Below are 13,552 nucleotides of genomic sequence, written 5' to 3' on the forward strand. Positions count from 1 at the left end.
GGCGAAACGGCGTGGGGAAAGGTCAAATTACGGTGATTGTGGCGAGGTCGGCAGCGTATCGATCCATGCCAGCAACTCGCTCGCGTAGGAGGCCCAGGGACGCGGGCGGCGGGCGCGGGCGGCGGTGGTCAGGTCGCCGAGAAGGGACGGGGATTGCAGGAACGTCACGATGGCCCGCGCCAAGGCGACGGGATCCGCGGTGTCGGTGGTCAGGCAGCCGCCGTCGCGAGCGGTCTCGGCGATGGCGCCACGGTCGGAGCACACGCAGGGTTTGCCGTGCAACAAGCTTTCCCACACCGGCAGTCCAAATCCCTCGAGGAGAGACGGATAGACCGTGAAGGCGCAACGGTCGTAGGCGGCGGAGAGCTCGGCGTCACTGAGCCAGCCGCGGTAATGCAGCGGGCGTCCGTCGGTTTGAAGGCGTCGGAGCATGGCGTGCGCGGCGGCACCGGTCTCGCGTTGCAGACCGCCGATCAATTCCAGCTCAAAGTCATGGCCGGCCGCCCACAACTGTTCGGCAGCTTGAAGGAGCGTGAGGTGGTTTTTCCGGCCCTCGAGTGAGCCCACGCAGAGCACGCGCGGACGTTTGTTCGGCGCGGCCAAGGAGGTGGCGGTGGGCGAGACTTTCAGGTGGTCGGTGCCGAGTGGCAACGCGATCACCGGCGGTTGGTGCTCGGCGCCGGACCAAGCCCAGTAGTCGAGCAGGGATTGCCGGGAATCCTCCGAAACGGCGGCAATGCCGTCGAAGGCGCGCAGCTCATCGAGGTAGCGCGGAAAACGGCCCACCGTGGACGGCGGCGAAAACTCTGGCAGGCGCAGCGGAATGGCGTCGTGGAAGACCGCGATTTTGGGCGCGGTGGTGGCCGCGAAGAGGGCCGGCAGGGCCGCGGCGGTCCGAGCGGTGAAGATCTCGGGAAAAAGGATGGCCCGAGGGGCGGCGGGCAGGCCGGCGACGACGGCCGCGGCGTTGGTGCGGCCGCGTGATTGCCACCAGCCGCGCAGTTGGGCGGAGAGCGGCCAGGTGGTGCCGCGTTTGCCGGTGGGCGTGGGCGCGGCAGCGAGGGAAGCACTTTCCCAGGCTTGCAGCGGTCGCCATGAGCGCGCGTGCGGGTCGTGGGTGATGTCGGTGACCGCCGCAGTTTTATGGAGGGCCCGGCGCAACTCCAAGGCGACGCGCTGCACTCCGGTGCGGGCCCGGGAGTGGCTCGTGTGCGAGAGATCGAGCAGGAGCATGAGGCGGCCCGGCGACGCCTCAGCGATGCCAGAGATTGTATTTGAGGATCGCGTAAATGGCGCGGAAACCGTCGCGCCATCCGATCTTCTTGCCCTCGGCGTAGGTGCGGCCGGCGTAGCTCACGCCGACCTCATAGATGCGGCAATTGAGACGTGCGACCTTGGCGGTGAGCTCGGGCTCCACGCCAAAGCGGTTCTCCTCGACCTTCACCTTGTCCAGGATGTCCCGGCGGAAGAGCTTATAGCAGCACTCCATGTCGGTGAGGTTCAGGTTGGTGAACATGTTGGAGACGAGGGTGAGGAACTGGTTGCCCAGCGAGTGCCAGTAGTAGAGCACGCGGTGGGGTTCGCCGCCCATGAAGCGGGAGCCGAAAACGACGTCGGCCTTGCCGTCGAGCAGGGGCTTGAGGAGGCGCGGGTAGTCCTGCGGATCGTATTCGAGGTCGGCGTCCTGGATGATCACAAAATCGCCGGTGGCGGCCTCGAAGCCGGTGCGCAACGCGGCGCCTTTCCCTTGGTTGACCGGTTGGTGAATCACCTTGGACACGAGGGGCGCGATTTCCTCGTCGAGCACCTTGTCGGTCCCGTCGGTCGAGCAGTCGTTGACGATGATGATCTCGGTCTCGATCTCGATCGGGGCGGCCCGGACGGCGGCGATGAGCGAGGCGACGGTGTCGCGTTCGTTGTAGCAGGGAATGACGATCGATAAGGTGGGCATCGGAAGCGGCGGGAATTGAGGGGGATGCGATGGCCGGGTGCAACGCCGGAGGTTGCGGAGGCAGGCATGGGCCCAAGTGCGTAGCGGCCTGGTGTTCACAGCGGTTGACGCTGGCGGATGACTCGTCCTGCGTAGGGGGCTTCCCGAATTCACCTATGTTGCAACGCGTCTGGTCATGGATCCAAAACCCCGTCGGCAAGGCGGGCGTGCGTCCGGGGCTCGTGTTGCTTTACCTGCTGTCGGCCGGGTGGATCGTCACGAAGATCAGCGAGTATCACGTGCCGCACTTTGGGTTCACCTACCTGATCGGGGTCGGTGAGGAGCCGCCGCAGGGCATCGATTGGGTGAACGATCGCGACGTGGTGGTGTATCGGCATTTCCGTTCGCCCGGTTACGACGCGCAGTATTATGCGCAAATCGCAATCGATCCGGCGCTTCAGGATCCGGTGTTGGCCAAGTCGATCGACAACCTGCCGTATCGCGCGCGTCGCATCCTGCTGCCGTGGATGGCCTATGTGTTCGGGCTGGGGCAGCCCAACTGGGTGCTCAACGTGTTCGCGCTGCAGAACCTCGTCTGCTGGTTCGTGCTCGGGTTGCTGATGTTGCGCTGGTTCCCGCCCACCGACTTCGACCGCGCGGTGCGCTGGCTGGGGATCATGTTGTCGATCGGCGTGCTCTTCAGCGTCTTCGCGGCGCTGGTGGATGCGCCCAGTTTGCTGTTGCTGGCGCTGGGCCTGCGGTGGATCGAAACGGGGCACCCCTGGCGGGCGACGGCGGTGTTGGCGGTGGGCGGACTGGCGAAAGAGACCAACTTGTTGGGCGCGGCAGGACTGGCGCCTGACCAGTGGAAATCGGCGCGCGGTTGGGGCATGGCGATGGTGCGGGGCCTGTTGGTCGCGCTGCCCTTTGTGATTTGGTTTGCGATCCTGCGTTGGCGTTTTGGCGACACCGGCGGGTCGCTGGCGGGCGTGCGCAATTTCTCGCTGCCGTTTGTGGCCTTTGGCGAACGCTGGGCGGAATTGGTCAAGGCCGTCATCGACGGGAGTGTGGCGTGGAAATATCTCGCGGGCGGCTTGGCGACACACATCAGCGTGACGGTGCAGGCGGTCTTCCTGCTCGTGTGGTGGCGTTGGAGCAGCGCGGCGTGGCGACTCACGGTGCCTTTTGCGGTGTTGGCCTTCGTGCTCGGTATCGCGGTTTGGGAGGGACACCCCGGGGCGTCCAGCCGCGTGCTGCTACCCCTGTTGTTTGGCTTCAATCTGCTGCTGCCCAGGGGCCGAAAGTGGTGGGCGCTGCTGCTGTTGGGGAACCTGACGATGTTTTTCGGGCCGACCTCACTGGAACCGCGCACGCGCGAGATTCACACGGTTCTCATCACCAATCGCAGCCAACTTGGCGACGAGACCCCGCGGAGGGAGGTCAGCGTCTCATTCCCGCGTCCGTGGCATCGGGCCGAGAGTGACGGCAACCGGCAGTGGCGCTGGTCGGAGCGCGACGCCGCGATCGTGGTCGAGAACCCCTACAGCCATCCGGTCGTGGTGGAGATTCGCGGTCAATGGGCGGCCCACACCGAACGCCTCGCGCAATTGAAGCAGGCTGACCGGGTGCTTTGGCAGGAGAACCTCACGCGCGAATCGTCAGATTGGCGGGTGACGGGCGTCGTGCTGCAGCCCGGCGAAAACGAGTTGTGGATCACCTCGGACCAGGAACCGGCCCGCTCCAATCCGGCCGACTCACGCTTGCTCTCGGTGCGCCTGCTCCGCTTCTCGGTCAAGGGGCAGGTGCTGCTCGATCAGTGAGTCGACTACGTTCTACCGGTCGGCTGCAAAACGGTCAGCGAGCCGAAACTTTCTGCCAATAAGCAGACAGACCTAGATCTGAGGCGGCTTTTTCGAGCCATGCCCGGTCGATGTCTTCCGCGCTCACGGCGAGCATACTGCGGATATCGCGCAGGTGCTTGTCGCCGCCGCCTTCCCGGTAGAATTCCAGTTTCCACAAGATGACGTATTCGGGCGGAGCGAACGACAGTGGAGCGGAATCTTCGGTCGCGGCAATTGTGGAGCGACGATGCTCCCATGCCCAATCCCAATAAGGGTGAGACCTCGAAGGGTAGCAGTCCGCCTTCATCCCGGTCTCGTGGTGGATGATGTTAAAATGCCCCCGCGACGGGCGGCGAAGCTCGACCGCCAAGACATCGCGCGGTGGCAAGTAGTAGTCGGATTCTGGAAAAGCGTCGGCGAGGTCGTTTAGGTCGGACTCTGCCATGTGCACCACCAAATCGACGTCCAGCGTGAGGCGGGGCTCGCCGTAGTGCATGGAGGCCAGAGAACCCGAAATCATGTAGTTGATTTTGGCGCGTTCCAGCGGGCGCACGAAAAGCGTAATGAGCTCAAGTTCGGGCATGGAGGAAGTGGCGAGCAGTGGCCCGTTGAACTTGTGCCGGATTCCAATCCGGATGCTTCGCGGCAATCGCGGCGCGTTGCATGGCGTAGACCTGCCTCAGCAAGCGATCGGCTATTTCCAGACGCGATGCCGGTCCCATCCGCCGCCACGCTGCGATCTGTTCGGGCGACGCGACGTCGGCTACCGAATCGGAGCTGTCTGACGGGTGGGTCATAGCCTCAAGAGTGCGCAGGCGGTCTTTTACTGAAAAGGTGAAAACGACGGGTTTAGCGGTCCACCTCGGCGAGGTAGATGATGCTGATGCAGCCGTCTTGTTCGGTTTGTTGGCGGGCGCTGATGACCTCGGCCCCGGCGGCGCGCAGCAGCTCGCGCACGCGGGCCTCGGGCAGCGTGTTCATGTGCATGGTGTCGCCGATGCCGGTGAAGCGACGAAACCAGCGACCGGTCCAGCGTTTCAGTCGCTTGTAGAGCGTCGGTGGATACCAGGACCACTTCTTCACCTCGGGCGCGGCGTTGGGCGCAAAGGAGGGCAGTTGGAAATAGATCAAGCCGCCGGGTTTGGTGATGCGGGCAAACTCGCCGAGGTAGCTTTCGATGAGCGGTGGCGGAATGTGCTGCAGGGTGATGAGGCTGAAGGTCAGGTCGAAGTGGTCGTCGGAGAACACGCGCAAGTCGCTGCGGGCGTTGTGCACGAAACGAATCCGTTCAGCCGTATCCGCAGGGCGGTGACGCTCGGCGAGCTCGAGCATGTTTTCGGCCACGTCGATGCCGGTGACGTGGTCGAAGCTGCGGGCCAGGGCTTGACTGAGACGGCCGACGCCGCACCCAAAGTCGAGGGCGGCGCCGCGCCGGAAGCTCGGCCGGTGTCGCTCCATTTCGGCGAGGCAGGCGTCGACCTCATCGCGGCCGGTTTGGAAAAACTCCTCCAGCTGCCACCGGTTGCCGGCTTTGTCCGGGGCGGTGAGCACGGCCCAATACGGATCCTCTTTGGCGAGGCGCTCCCACACCATGCGCAGGCGAAGGATGTTCATCTCAGTCGGGCCAAAGGCGCATCGCGTCGAGGCGCTTGGCGTAGAGTCCGCCCACGACGGCCGGGGCGAAACGTTCGCGAATGGTCCGGGCCGCGTTGGCGCCGAGCCGGGCGCGCAAGTCCGGGTCGGCGGCGAGGCGGCGCATGGCTTCGGCGGCGGCGGCCACGCGGGGATTGGCCCAGATCTGGCCCTGCTGGTAAGGACCATGGGTCTCGGTGAGCTCGATGAGATCGAAGGGCACCGGGCAGCCATTGTTGTCGTCCACAAATTCGGCGGTGGCCGACCAATCGGTGCTGATCACGGGTTTGCCGAGATACATGCATTCGGCGACGGCGAGACCGAAGCCCTCGGAGCGGTGCAGCGAGACGAACACATCGCAGGCGGCCTCCAGGTTGTGCACATCCTCGCGGGACAGCGTTTCGGTGATGAGCGTGGTGTGGGTGAGGCCAGTGAGCGCCTTCTGCAGACGGGCGTAGGTCTCCGGGTTGCGCTCGGGATTCTGCGTTTTGATCACCAGATGCACGCCGGCCTCGTCGGGAAACGCCTGGCGGTAGGCCTCGATCACGGCGTGCGGGTTTTTGCGCTCCTGATAGGAGTTGAGGTCGTAGAGAAAGAGGAAGGTGGTGCGATCGGTGGGCAGTCCGAAGCGGCCGCGTTGGTCTCCGACCGGCTCGGCAAACTCGATGGCGTGCGGCATCACGTGCACGGGCAAGGGCGTCTTCGCCGCGATGGCGTCGCGACAGAAAGCGGACGGCGTCCAGATCTCGTCGTAGAATTCGCAGGCGGCCACCCAGTCGTCGGGAAACTCCGGCAACTCCCAGGCCCAGTAGGCGACGTTGTAACGTTCGTGGCGGAAGCGTTCGCCGTGGTGATGGTCGATGTCGCGCGAGACCGGCGGGTCGATGTGAAACACGTTCACCCGGTAGGGATTGGTCTTCTGCAACTGCGCGGTGAAGGTGTCGTCGCCCATGCGGTTGAGGCAGGGAAGCTTCATGTCGACGAAGGCGTGGTTGAGACCGGCGGCCGCCGTGGCGCGGGCCATGCAACGGGCGCTCTCGCCGATGCCGAGCTCGGCGCGGAACCAACCGACGACGTTCAAACCGAGCGGGTAGTCTTTGGTTTCCCGGCGATTGATGCGCAGCGGACGACGGCGCTTGAAGTCGTAGATGACGGCGTCGTCGGCAAGGATCTGCGAGAAGCGCACGCGGCGGTTTTTGAGCTGCGGCCGATGCGCCTCGAGGTGTTGGCGCCAGCCGGAAGGCAGGGGGAGCGCGCGCGTCACGCGGGCAAGCCAGGCGAGCAGGTTTTCGCGATCGGCGCCGAGCAACTCGACCTCAAAGTCGACCGGTTCGTCGGTGACGATCATCGGCCGGTCGACGCCCGCGTTGAAGTGCCCGTCGGGTAAGGGGAAGTAAGTCGCGGCAACCTGCCCGTTGACCTTGAGGCGCAGGCCGAGTGAACCCTCCGTCTCTGGTCGTCCCTTGGTCGGCGGCAGGACGAAGCCGTTCACGAAGAGGTTTTTTTCCACCGTGCCAGGCGGCAGTCGCAGGGTGAAGCATTCGCGCAGGGCCTGGGTTTCGTGCTGCAGGCTATCGGTGCGCAGGCCCTTGAGCTGGTAGTCGCCGGCATCTTCCGAAGCCGGCGGGCGCGGTAGACCGAGGGTGCGACGCCAGTGCAGCTCCTCGTAGAAGATGGCGCTGCCGATCTCGAGCCAGGCGATGCGGGGCGTTTGGTTGGTGAAGCCGGTGCGGCAGGCGAGGGCGGCAAACAGGGTGCTGAGTGGAACGCTCGAGCGATCGGCGCGCCATTGGGCGATCTTTTGGCGGGCCCAATCCTTGGCACAGAGGTTGATGATGAGGCCGCGCCAGTAACCGAAGAGGTTGCGGCTGTTGGCCTCGTCGTGCGGGCGAGCCGTGCCGCGCGACGCGCTGACGTGGTGGCGCACGACGCTGTTGAGCAGCACGCCGACCCGGTAGCCGCGCTGGATCTGCTCCAGGCACAGGTCGACATCTTCGCCGCCGTTTTTATACGACACGCGAAAGCCGGGTTGCCCTGGAATGATGCCATCGCGGCGTGGCGCCATGAAGACCTCGCGGCGCACCAGGCAGCAAGCCGCGGTGACAGCGGGCACGAACCGCAGGGGTTGGCGCCGGATGCTGGCGGCGGAAGGGAGCTCGCGGATGTGCTCAAGTTTGGCGTTGGCGCAAAACTTGATGCCGGCGTGGTCGATCGTGTCGTCGATCACGCGGCGCTGCACATTGCCGACGATTGCGAGCGACGGGTCTTGGTCGAGTGCGGCGATCATGGGTTCCAACCAGCCGGGCAGGAACTCGAGGTCGCTGTTGATCAGCGCAAAATAATCGCCCGTCGCGAGGCGCGCGCCGTTGTTGTTGGTCTCGGCGTAGCCGCGGTTGGTTTCGTTGAGGACGACCTGAATCGAGGGATCGTCGGCCAGGGTGGCCAACCAGTCGCGGGTGCCATCGGTGCTGCAATCGTCGACGAAGATGATCTCGTGATCGAGCCCACTCGGCAGGGTCTCGCGCAGGGTGCGCAGGCAGGCCTGGGTCAGTGGCAGACCATTGTAGAGCGGGATGATGAACGAGACCTTGGGCACGGTTCGCCGGTGGAAAAACTCAGTCGCGGCGACGCGACCAGTTGCGCAGGTAGGCGCCGTAGGACGATTTGCCGAGGCGTTCAATCTGGGCGTCGAGCTCGGCGTCATCGATCCAGCCCTGTTCGTAGGCAATCTCTTCGAGGCAGGCGATCTTCAGGCCTTGGCGCGATTCGATGACCTTCACGAACTCGGCCGCTTCGAGCAGCGAGTCGTGCGTGCCAGTGTCGAGCCACGCGGTGCCGCGGCCGAGGAGCTCGACGTGGAGTTCACCGCGCTCGAGGTAGAGGCGGTTCAGATCGGTGATTTCGAGTTCGCCGCGGGCGGAGGGCTTGAGCGAACGCGCCAGGGCGACGACCTGACGGTCGTAGAAATAAAGCCCGGGAACGGCGTAGTTGGATTTTGGGGACGCAGGTTTTTCCTCCAGCGAGACGACGCGACCGTCGGCGGCGAACTCGACCACGCCGTAGGCCTTCGGGTTGGAAACGTGGTAGCCGAAGATGGTGGAGGCGTCGGTGCGCGCGGCGGCCGACTCAAGGCAACGCTTGAAGTCATTGCCGTAAAAGAGGTTGTCGCCGAGCACGAGCGCGCAGGGTTCGTCACCCGAAAGGAAGCCGCAGTCGGCGGCGATGAGGAAGGCCTGGGCGAGTCCGTCGGGGCTCGGCTGCTCGGCGTAGGAAAGCTGGAGGCCAAAGGCGGAACCGTCGCCAAGGAGTTTGCGGAACAGCGGCAGGTCCTGGGGCGTGGAGATGATGAGCACCTCGCGAATGCCGGAGAGCATGAGCACCGACAGCGGATAGTAGATCATCGGCTTGTCGTAGACCGGCATGAGCTGCTTGGAGACCGCGATGGTGAGCGGGTAGAGCCGCGTGCCGGATCCGCCGGCGAGAATGATTCCTTTGCGTGACATGGTGGGGAGCTCAGGCTTGGCCGAGGCGTTCGAGTTGGTAGGCGCCGCTGAGGATTTGTTCGGTCCACGGCTCGTTATCGAGATACCATTGCACGGTCTTGCGGAAGCCGGAGGTGTGGTCCTGCTTGGGGGTCCAACCAAGCTCGGTTTTGATCTTGGTGGCGTCGATGGCGTAGCGCAGATCGTGGCCCGGGCGATCGGTCACGAAGGTGATTTGATCGGCGTAGGCTTTGCCGTCGGCGCGGGGTCTGAGCTCGTCGAGCAGGTCGCAGAGCAGGCGCACCAGATCGATGTTCCGCCGCTCGTTGTTGCCGCCGATGTTGTAGGTCTCGCCGATAGCGCCCTGGGCGATGACGGTGTGCAGCGCGTCGGCGTGATCACCGACATACAGCCAGTCGCGGATGTTTTCGCCTTTGCCGTAGACCGGAATGGGGTCGCCGCGCAGCGCTTTCAGGATGACAACCGGAATCAGTTTTTCCGGGAACTGGTAGGGGCCGTAGTTGTTGGAGCAGTTGGTGACGAGCACCGGCAGCTTGTAGGTGTCGGCCCACGCGCGGGCGAGGTGATCGGAGGCCGCCTTCGACGCGGAGTAGGGCGAGTGCGGGTCGTAGGGGGTGGTTTCGGTGAAGAGACCCTCGGCGCCGAGCGAACCATAGACCTCGTCGGTGGAAACGTGGAGGAAGCGGAAACGTTCGCGGGCTTCCCCCGTCAGGGATTCGTAGTGCGCGCGCGCGGCCTGCAGCAGCGTGAAGGTGCCGACGACGTTGGTCTGGATGAAGGCGCCGGGGCCATCAATCGAGCGGTCGACATGGGATTCGGCGGCCAGGTGCATCACCCAATCGGGCTGGAAATCGGCGAACAGGTTCGCCAAGGCCGGACCGTCGCAGATATCGGTTTGGGAGAAACGATAGCGTGGTTCCTGGGTCAGGTCCGCCAGAGAGTGCGGATTACCCGCGTAGGTGAGCGCATCGACGTTGAGCACGGTGTGCTCTGGCGTAGCAAGTAAGTGACGAACGAGGTTGGAGCCGATGAAGCCGGCGCCGCCGGTGACGAGAATTTTCATCGCGAAGAGATTAGGCGGAGGCGGTTTCCCAGTTGGCGAGGGCGTCGCGGATGGATTCGATGACCGGTGTCATCGTGATGCCGGCGACGGCGAGTTTGCTGGAGTCCATCACGCAGTTGGAGCGAGGGGTGCGGGCGGCCTTGGCCATGAACTCGGACTCGTCGCTGAAGAACTCGAAGTCCTTGGTGCAGACGCCCGAAGCCTTGATGAGATCGACGACCTGGCGGGTCGTGATATGGCCGGGGTTGGTGACGTTGTAGGTGCCGAAGGGAATGCGTTTTTCCCAGCAGGCAAAGGTGGCGGCGACAAACTCGTGGAGATGCGAGATCGAGTTCTCCGCCTCCAGCAAGCGCTGGTAGCGGATGAGCTTGGTGAGGTAGTTGCGCGGGTTGTCGCGGTGATCGAAGGGGATGCGCAGACGCCAGATGTAGACGTTATCGACGCCCGCGAGCGCCTCTTCGCCGAGGGCTTTGGTGCCGCTGTAGAAGGAGCAGTTGTCGGTGCGGAAACAGAAGTTCGGCGCGTCCTCCTCGGTGAAGCCGCTGCCGTCGGCCCGTTTGCCGGTGAAGATGCATCCGCTGGAAACGTGACCCCAAGGCACGCCGGCGGCGGTGCAGGCGGCGGCGATACGACCCGGCAGGACGGCGTTGCCGAAGAGGCACTCGGCCTTGTCGTCTTCGCAGGCGTCGACGTTGGGTTTGCCGGTGTAGCCGGCGGCATTGATCAGGAACTCGGGCCGGTCCGCCTGCAGCGCCGCAGTCAGCGTGGCGACGTCGGTGTAATCGACATCGGCCCGTCGCAGGTTTTTGAACGGGATGTTTTTGCGGGTGAGCAGGTCCTGATAGGCCTGCCCCACGTAGCCGGAGCCTCCGAGTAGGTAGATCATGGAAAGCGGTCTAGGCTTGGACGCGCGGCGGGTAGCGCAACCCCGATTTCAGTGCCGATCATCCGCCCGGCGATAGTCGCCGCGACTGAAGTATTTCTCCAGCCAGACGTAGGCGCAGATGAAAAAGTAGCGGGAACCCATCTCCTTGATCTTCAGTTTGGCCACGCCGTATTTGCGGTTCTGCCAGGAAATCGGGACGACTTTAAAAGAGAATCCACGCACGATCGCCTTCAGCGGAATCTCCACGGTCAGGTTGAAATGTGGGGCGATCAGGGGCCGGCAACCGTCGATCACGGTGCGGCGATAGGCCTTGAACGCGTTGGTCGTGTCGTTGAGGCCGTGCTGCATCCCTATGCGCACGAGGAAGTTGGCCAAGCGGTTGACCATCAGTTTCACCCGCGGGTAGTCGACGACCTTGCCGCCTTTGACGAAGCGGCTGCCGAAGGCGCAGTCGTAACCTTCGTTGAGGATGCGCCAGTAGGCGACGGCATCGTCCGGAGAGTCGGACGCGTCGGCCATCATGATCACCACCGCGTCGCCCTGGCTGTGGTTGAGGCCGTAAATGATGGCGCGGCCGAAACCGTGGGGGCCGGGGTTTTGCACCTGCGCCAGCGTGGGCACCTTTTGTTTCAGTTCGGCCAAGACCTCCCAAGTGCGGTCGGAGCTGCCGTCGTCGACCACCACGATCTCGTGGGCGATGCCTTCGCGGGTGAAGGTTTCGTAGATGTCGGTGACGGTGGCGGGCAGCGACTCCTCTTCATCGCGCGCCGGGATGACGACGGAGAAGAGGCTGAGGGGCGGCAGACTGGGATTGGCGGGCGTGCTCAAGGTCGGGCGAAATCAAAACGGGGCGGAAACGTCGAGCCAATCGGGATGTTGGTCGGCGTGCGCGGCGATCTCTTCCAAGATCGACAAGGTGGAGGTCTCGGGCCGCCATCCCCAGATGCGTTCGGCTTTGGCGGAATCGAGCACCATCCACGGAATGTCGAAGGGCCGCGGTTCGGCCTGAGTCGCGACGGGGTGAGCACCGAAACGTTCGTCGCACCAAGCGGTGAGTTGGCGCAGGGACATGGCCGAAGGCGTGCCGCCGGCGACGTTGATGATGCGGTCGGCGGTGGCCGTGGCGGTGCCGGCGGCGAACTGCTTCGCGAGCAGGGGCACGAGGTCGCGCGGATGCAGGCAGTCGCGCACCTGATGGCCCTGGCCATCGAAGCCAATGTATTTGAGCGGACGACGGCGCAGGTGGCTGTTGAGCCAAAAGGCAAAGATACCCTGGTCGGGGCGGCCGAACTGACCGGCGCCGGCCATGACGCCGCAGCGGTTGATGAAGACCGGGAAGTTGAAGGTGGCGCCGTATTCGAGGGCGAGGGATTCGCTGGCGACCTTGGTCGCGCCGTAGAGGGAAACCGGCGCGAGGGTCGGGAAGGTTTCATCGACACCGGCGGCGCTGAGTCCGACGGGCAGGGCGGCGGTCGGATCGGGGCGGAAGGCACCGCGGTGGATCTCGACCTTGAGGTCAGCGAGGGGCGGAATCGAATACACCCGGCTGGTCGAAAGCAGGGTGAAACCGGCACCGTGGGCTTTGCAGAACTCCAGCATGTTGATGGTGCCGGAAAGGTTGTGCTCCACGAGTTGGCGGGAGCTGGTCTTACCGTCGACGCCAGCGAGCACAGAGGGATTGGCGGCGGCGTCGATCACCCAGTCGACCGCCGGCAGCCCCTCGAGATCGGAGGCGGCGCGAATGTCGCCGTGGAAAAGCTGGATGCCCATCGCCTTGAGGCGATCGCGGTTGGTTTCGCTGCCCGGGCGGATGAAGTTGTCGAGGCCGATGAGCTCGTGACCGGCGCCGGCTGCGTGGAAGGCCTCGGCGAGGGTGCTGCCGACAAATCCACAAATTCCGGTGATGAGGATCTTCATGCGAAGTGCTTGCGAGTGAGAGACAAAGGAAGGGCGCCGCGAGGGGCGGCGGCCGGGAAGCGTGCAAGCTGAGCGACCGAACGCGGTCCGGTCGAACGTAAAGTCACAGCGGCGGCGGGCGCTCCGAGCAGTTTCAACGCGGCGCGGCGCGCTGGGCGGCGGCTTCCTCGCGGGCGGCGGCGGTTTCAGCGCGCTTTTCCTCGAGTTCCTTGGCCTTGGCCTCCTGGTAGGCCTTGCGCTGGATCATGCCGATTTCGAGCAGATCGCTGACGAGCATCCGGGCTTCCGTGGCTTTTTCCTCGTTGGTCAGAGCGACGGTCGGAGCGACGCCCGCCATGGGAGCGGGACCTTCCGAATAGGCGGAAACCTGGTAGGTCGAAGCGATCGCAGACGCGTCGAAGGACGGCTGTTTGAAGGGCAAGGTGACCTCGCGACCGGCGTGGCGCACAAGCACGCTGTTGTCGGGCGTCTGGCCGGCGGGAACGTGGATGCCATCGCTGCTTTCCCCGACCTTGATCCAGCGGGTCCGTTTGTCGGCGAGGGTCGTGATGCACACCATGGTCGTGGTGCCCAGCTTCATCTTCCCGCTGTATTCCAGAATGGCGTCGGCGGGCGGCGCGGGGGTCGCAGCGGCTGACGCGGCGCCGCCCTTGCGCGCGTCGAAGGGCGACTGTTTCGGCGGGGTTTGCCCGCACAATGCACCCACCGTGAGGGTGCAGGCCAGAAGGAGAACAGTGGAACGGAAGGCGGGCATACCGGGTAAGACGTGCGAGCGCGACA

12 protein-coding genes are annotated in these 13,552 nt (G+C 64.6%); 1 reads left to right on the forward strand and 11 read right to left on the reverse strand.

Going from position 1 to position 13,552, the window contains the following annotated elements; genetic code table 11:
- Window positions 1–27: 27 nt before the first annotated feature.
- Together AC0MRV_RS18040 and AC0MRV_RS18045 are read right to left on the reverse strand one after the other, a co-directional pair.
- Window positions 28–1,233: a glycosyltransferase family 4 protein gene (locus AC0MRV_RS18040; RefSeq protein ID WP_472765905.1), complete on the reverse strand. Its 1,206-nt coding sequence runs from the start codon at window positions 1,231–1,233 to the stop codon at window positions 28–30.
- Between the two features lie 19 nt (window positions 1,234–1,252).
- Window positions 1,253–1,951 carry a glycosyltransferase family 2 protein gene (locus tag AC0MRV_RS18045; RefSeq protein WP_472765906.1) on the reverse strand — a complete coding sequence of 233 codons (699 nt, stop codon included), beginning with the start codon at window positions 1,949–1,951 and terminating at the stop codon, window positions 1,253–1,255.
- Between the two features lie 155 nt (window positions 1,952–2,106).
- Here AC0MRV_RS18045 and AC0MRV_RS18050 point away from each other — a divergent pair, with 155 nt between their 5' ends.
- Window positions 2,107–3,750 carry a hypothetical protein gene (locus AC0MRV_RS18050; protein ID WP_472765907.1) on the forward strand — a complete coding sequence of 548 codons (1,644 nt, stop codon included), beginning with the start codon at window positions 2,107–2,109 and terminating at the stop codon, window positions 3,748–3,750.
- 34 nt (window positions 3,751–3,784) lie between these two features.
- Here the strand turns inward: AC0MRV_RS18050 and AC0MRV_RS18055 are convergent, their stop codons facing one another.
- The 9 genes from AC0MRV_RS18055 to AC0MRV_RS18095 form a co-directional block, all read right to left on the reverse strand.
- A complete protein-coding gene (locus AC0MRV_RS18055; protein WP_472765908.1) occupies window positions 3,785–4,354 on the reverse strand; it encodes a hypothetical protein in 570 nt (189 codons plus the stop codon).
- Between the two features lie 266 nt (window positions 4,355–4,620).
- Complete coding sequence (locus tag AC0MRV_RS18060; protein ID WP_472765909.1) at window positions 4,621–5,385, reverse strand: class I SAM-dependent methyltransferase; 765 nt, start codon at window positions 5,383–5,385, stop codon at window positions 4,621–4,623.
- Window position 5,386: 1 nt separating this feature from the next.
- The gene (locus AC0MRV_RS18065; protein ID WP_472765910.1) at window positions 5,387–7,999 is read right to left on the reverse strand and encodes a glycosyltransferase; all 2,613 of its coding nucleotides are present in this window, start codon (window positions 7,997–7,999) and stop codon (window positions 5,387–5,389) included.
- Window positions 8,000–8,018: 19 nt separating this feature from the next.
- Window positions 8,019–8,906 carry a glucose-1-phosphate thymidylyltransferase RfbA gene (rfbA, locus tag AC0MRV_RS18070; protein WP_472765911.1) on the reverse strand — a complete coding sequence of 296 codons (888 nt, stop codon included), beginning with the start codon at window positions 8,904–8,906 and terminating at the stop codon, window positions 8,019–8,021.
- Window positions 8,907–8,916: 10 nt separating this feature from the next.
- On the reverse strand, window positions 8,917–9,969 hold the full coding sequence (gene rfbB, locus AC0MRV_RS18075; RefSeq protein WP_472765912.1) for a dTDP-glucose 4,6-dehydratase: 1,053 nt from the start codon (window positions 9,967–9,969) through the stop codon (window positions 8,917–8,919).
- Window positions 9,970–9,979: 10 nt separating this feature from the next.
- Complete coding sequence (locus AC0MRV_RS18080) at window positions 9,980–10,855, reverse strand: sugar nucleotide-binding protein (protein WP_472765913.1); 876 nt, start codon at window positions 10,853–10,855, stop codon at window positions 9,980–9,982.
- 48 nt (window positions 10,856–10,903) lie between these two features.
- Window positions 10,904–11,683, reverse strand: a complete 780-nt coding sequence (locus AC0MRV_RS18085; protein WP_472765914.1) for a glycosyltransferase family 2 protein — start codon at window positions 11,681–11,683, stop codon at window positions 10,904–10,906.
- A 12-nt stretch (window positions 11,684–11,695) separates the two neighbouring features.
- Window positions 11,696–12,772, reverse strand: a complete 1,077-nt coding sequence (locus AC0MRV_RS18090; protein ID WP_472765915.1) for an NAD-dependent epimerase/dehydratase family protein — start codon at window positions 12,770–12,772, stop codon at window positions 11,696–11,698.
- 133 nt (window positions 12,773–12,905) lie between these two features.
- Window positions 12,906–13,526: a hypothetical protein gene (locus AC0MRV_RS18095; RefSeq protein ID WP_472765916.1), complete on the reverse strand. Its 621-nt coding sequence runs from the start codon at window positions 13,524–13,526 to the stop codon at window positions 12,906–12,908.
- Window positions 13,527–13,552 lie beyond the last annotated feature (26 nt).

Source organism: Actomonas spartinae, from assembly GCF_051209155.1.
GTDB lineage: Bacteria > Verrucomicrobiota > Verrucomicrobiia > Opitutales > Opitutaceae > Actomonas.

Bases quoted from the DNA above. Each gene is read 5' to 3' on its own strand.
- AC0MRV_RS18040 (WP_472765905.1), bottom strand. From the start codon at position 1,233: ATGCTCCTGCTCGATCTCTCGCACACGAGCCACTCCCGGGCCCGCACC.
- AC0MRV_RS18045 (WP_472765906.1), bottom strand. From the start codon at position 1,951: ATGCCCACCTTATCGATCGTCATTCCCTGCTACAACGAACGCGACACC.
- AC0MRV_RS18050 (WP_472765907.1), top strand. From the start codon at position 2,107: ATGTTGCAACGCGTCTGGTCATGGATCCAAAACCCCGTCGGCAAGGCG.
- AC0MRV_RS18055 (WP_472765908.1), bottom strand. From the start codon at position 4,354: ATGCCCGAACTTGAGCTCATTACGCTTTTCGTGCGCCCGCTGGAACGC.
- AC0MRV_RS18060 (WP_472765909.1), bottom strand. From the start codon at position 5,385: ATGAACATCCTTCGCCTGCGCATGGTGTGGGAGCGCCTCGCCAAAGAG.
- rfbA (WP_472765911.1), bottom strand. From the start codon at position 8,906: ATGTCACGCAAAGGAATCATTCTCGCCGGCGGATCCGGCACGCGGCTC.
- rfbB (WP_472765912.1), bottom strand. From the start codon at position 9,969: ATGAAAATTCTCGTCACCGGCGGCGCCGGCTTCATCGGCTCCAACCTC.
- AC0MRV_RS18080 (WP_472765913.1), bottom strand. From the start codon at position 10,855: ATGATCTACCTACTCGGAGGCTCCGGCTACGTGGGGCAGGCCTATCAG.
- AC0MRV_RS18090 (WP_472765915.1), bottom strand. From the start codon at position 12,772: ATGAAGATCCTCATCACCGGAATTTGTGGATTTGTCGGCAGCACCCTC.
- AC0MRV_RS18095 (WP_472765916.1), bottom strand. From the start codon at position 13,526: ATGCCCGCCTTCCGTTCCACTGTTCTCCTTCTGGCCTGCACCCTCACG.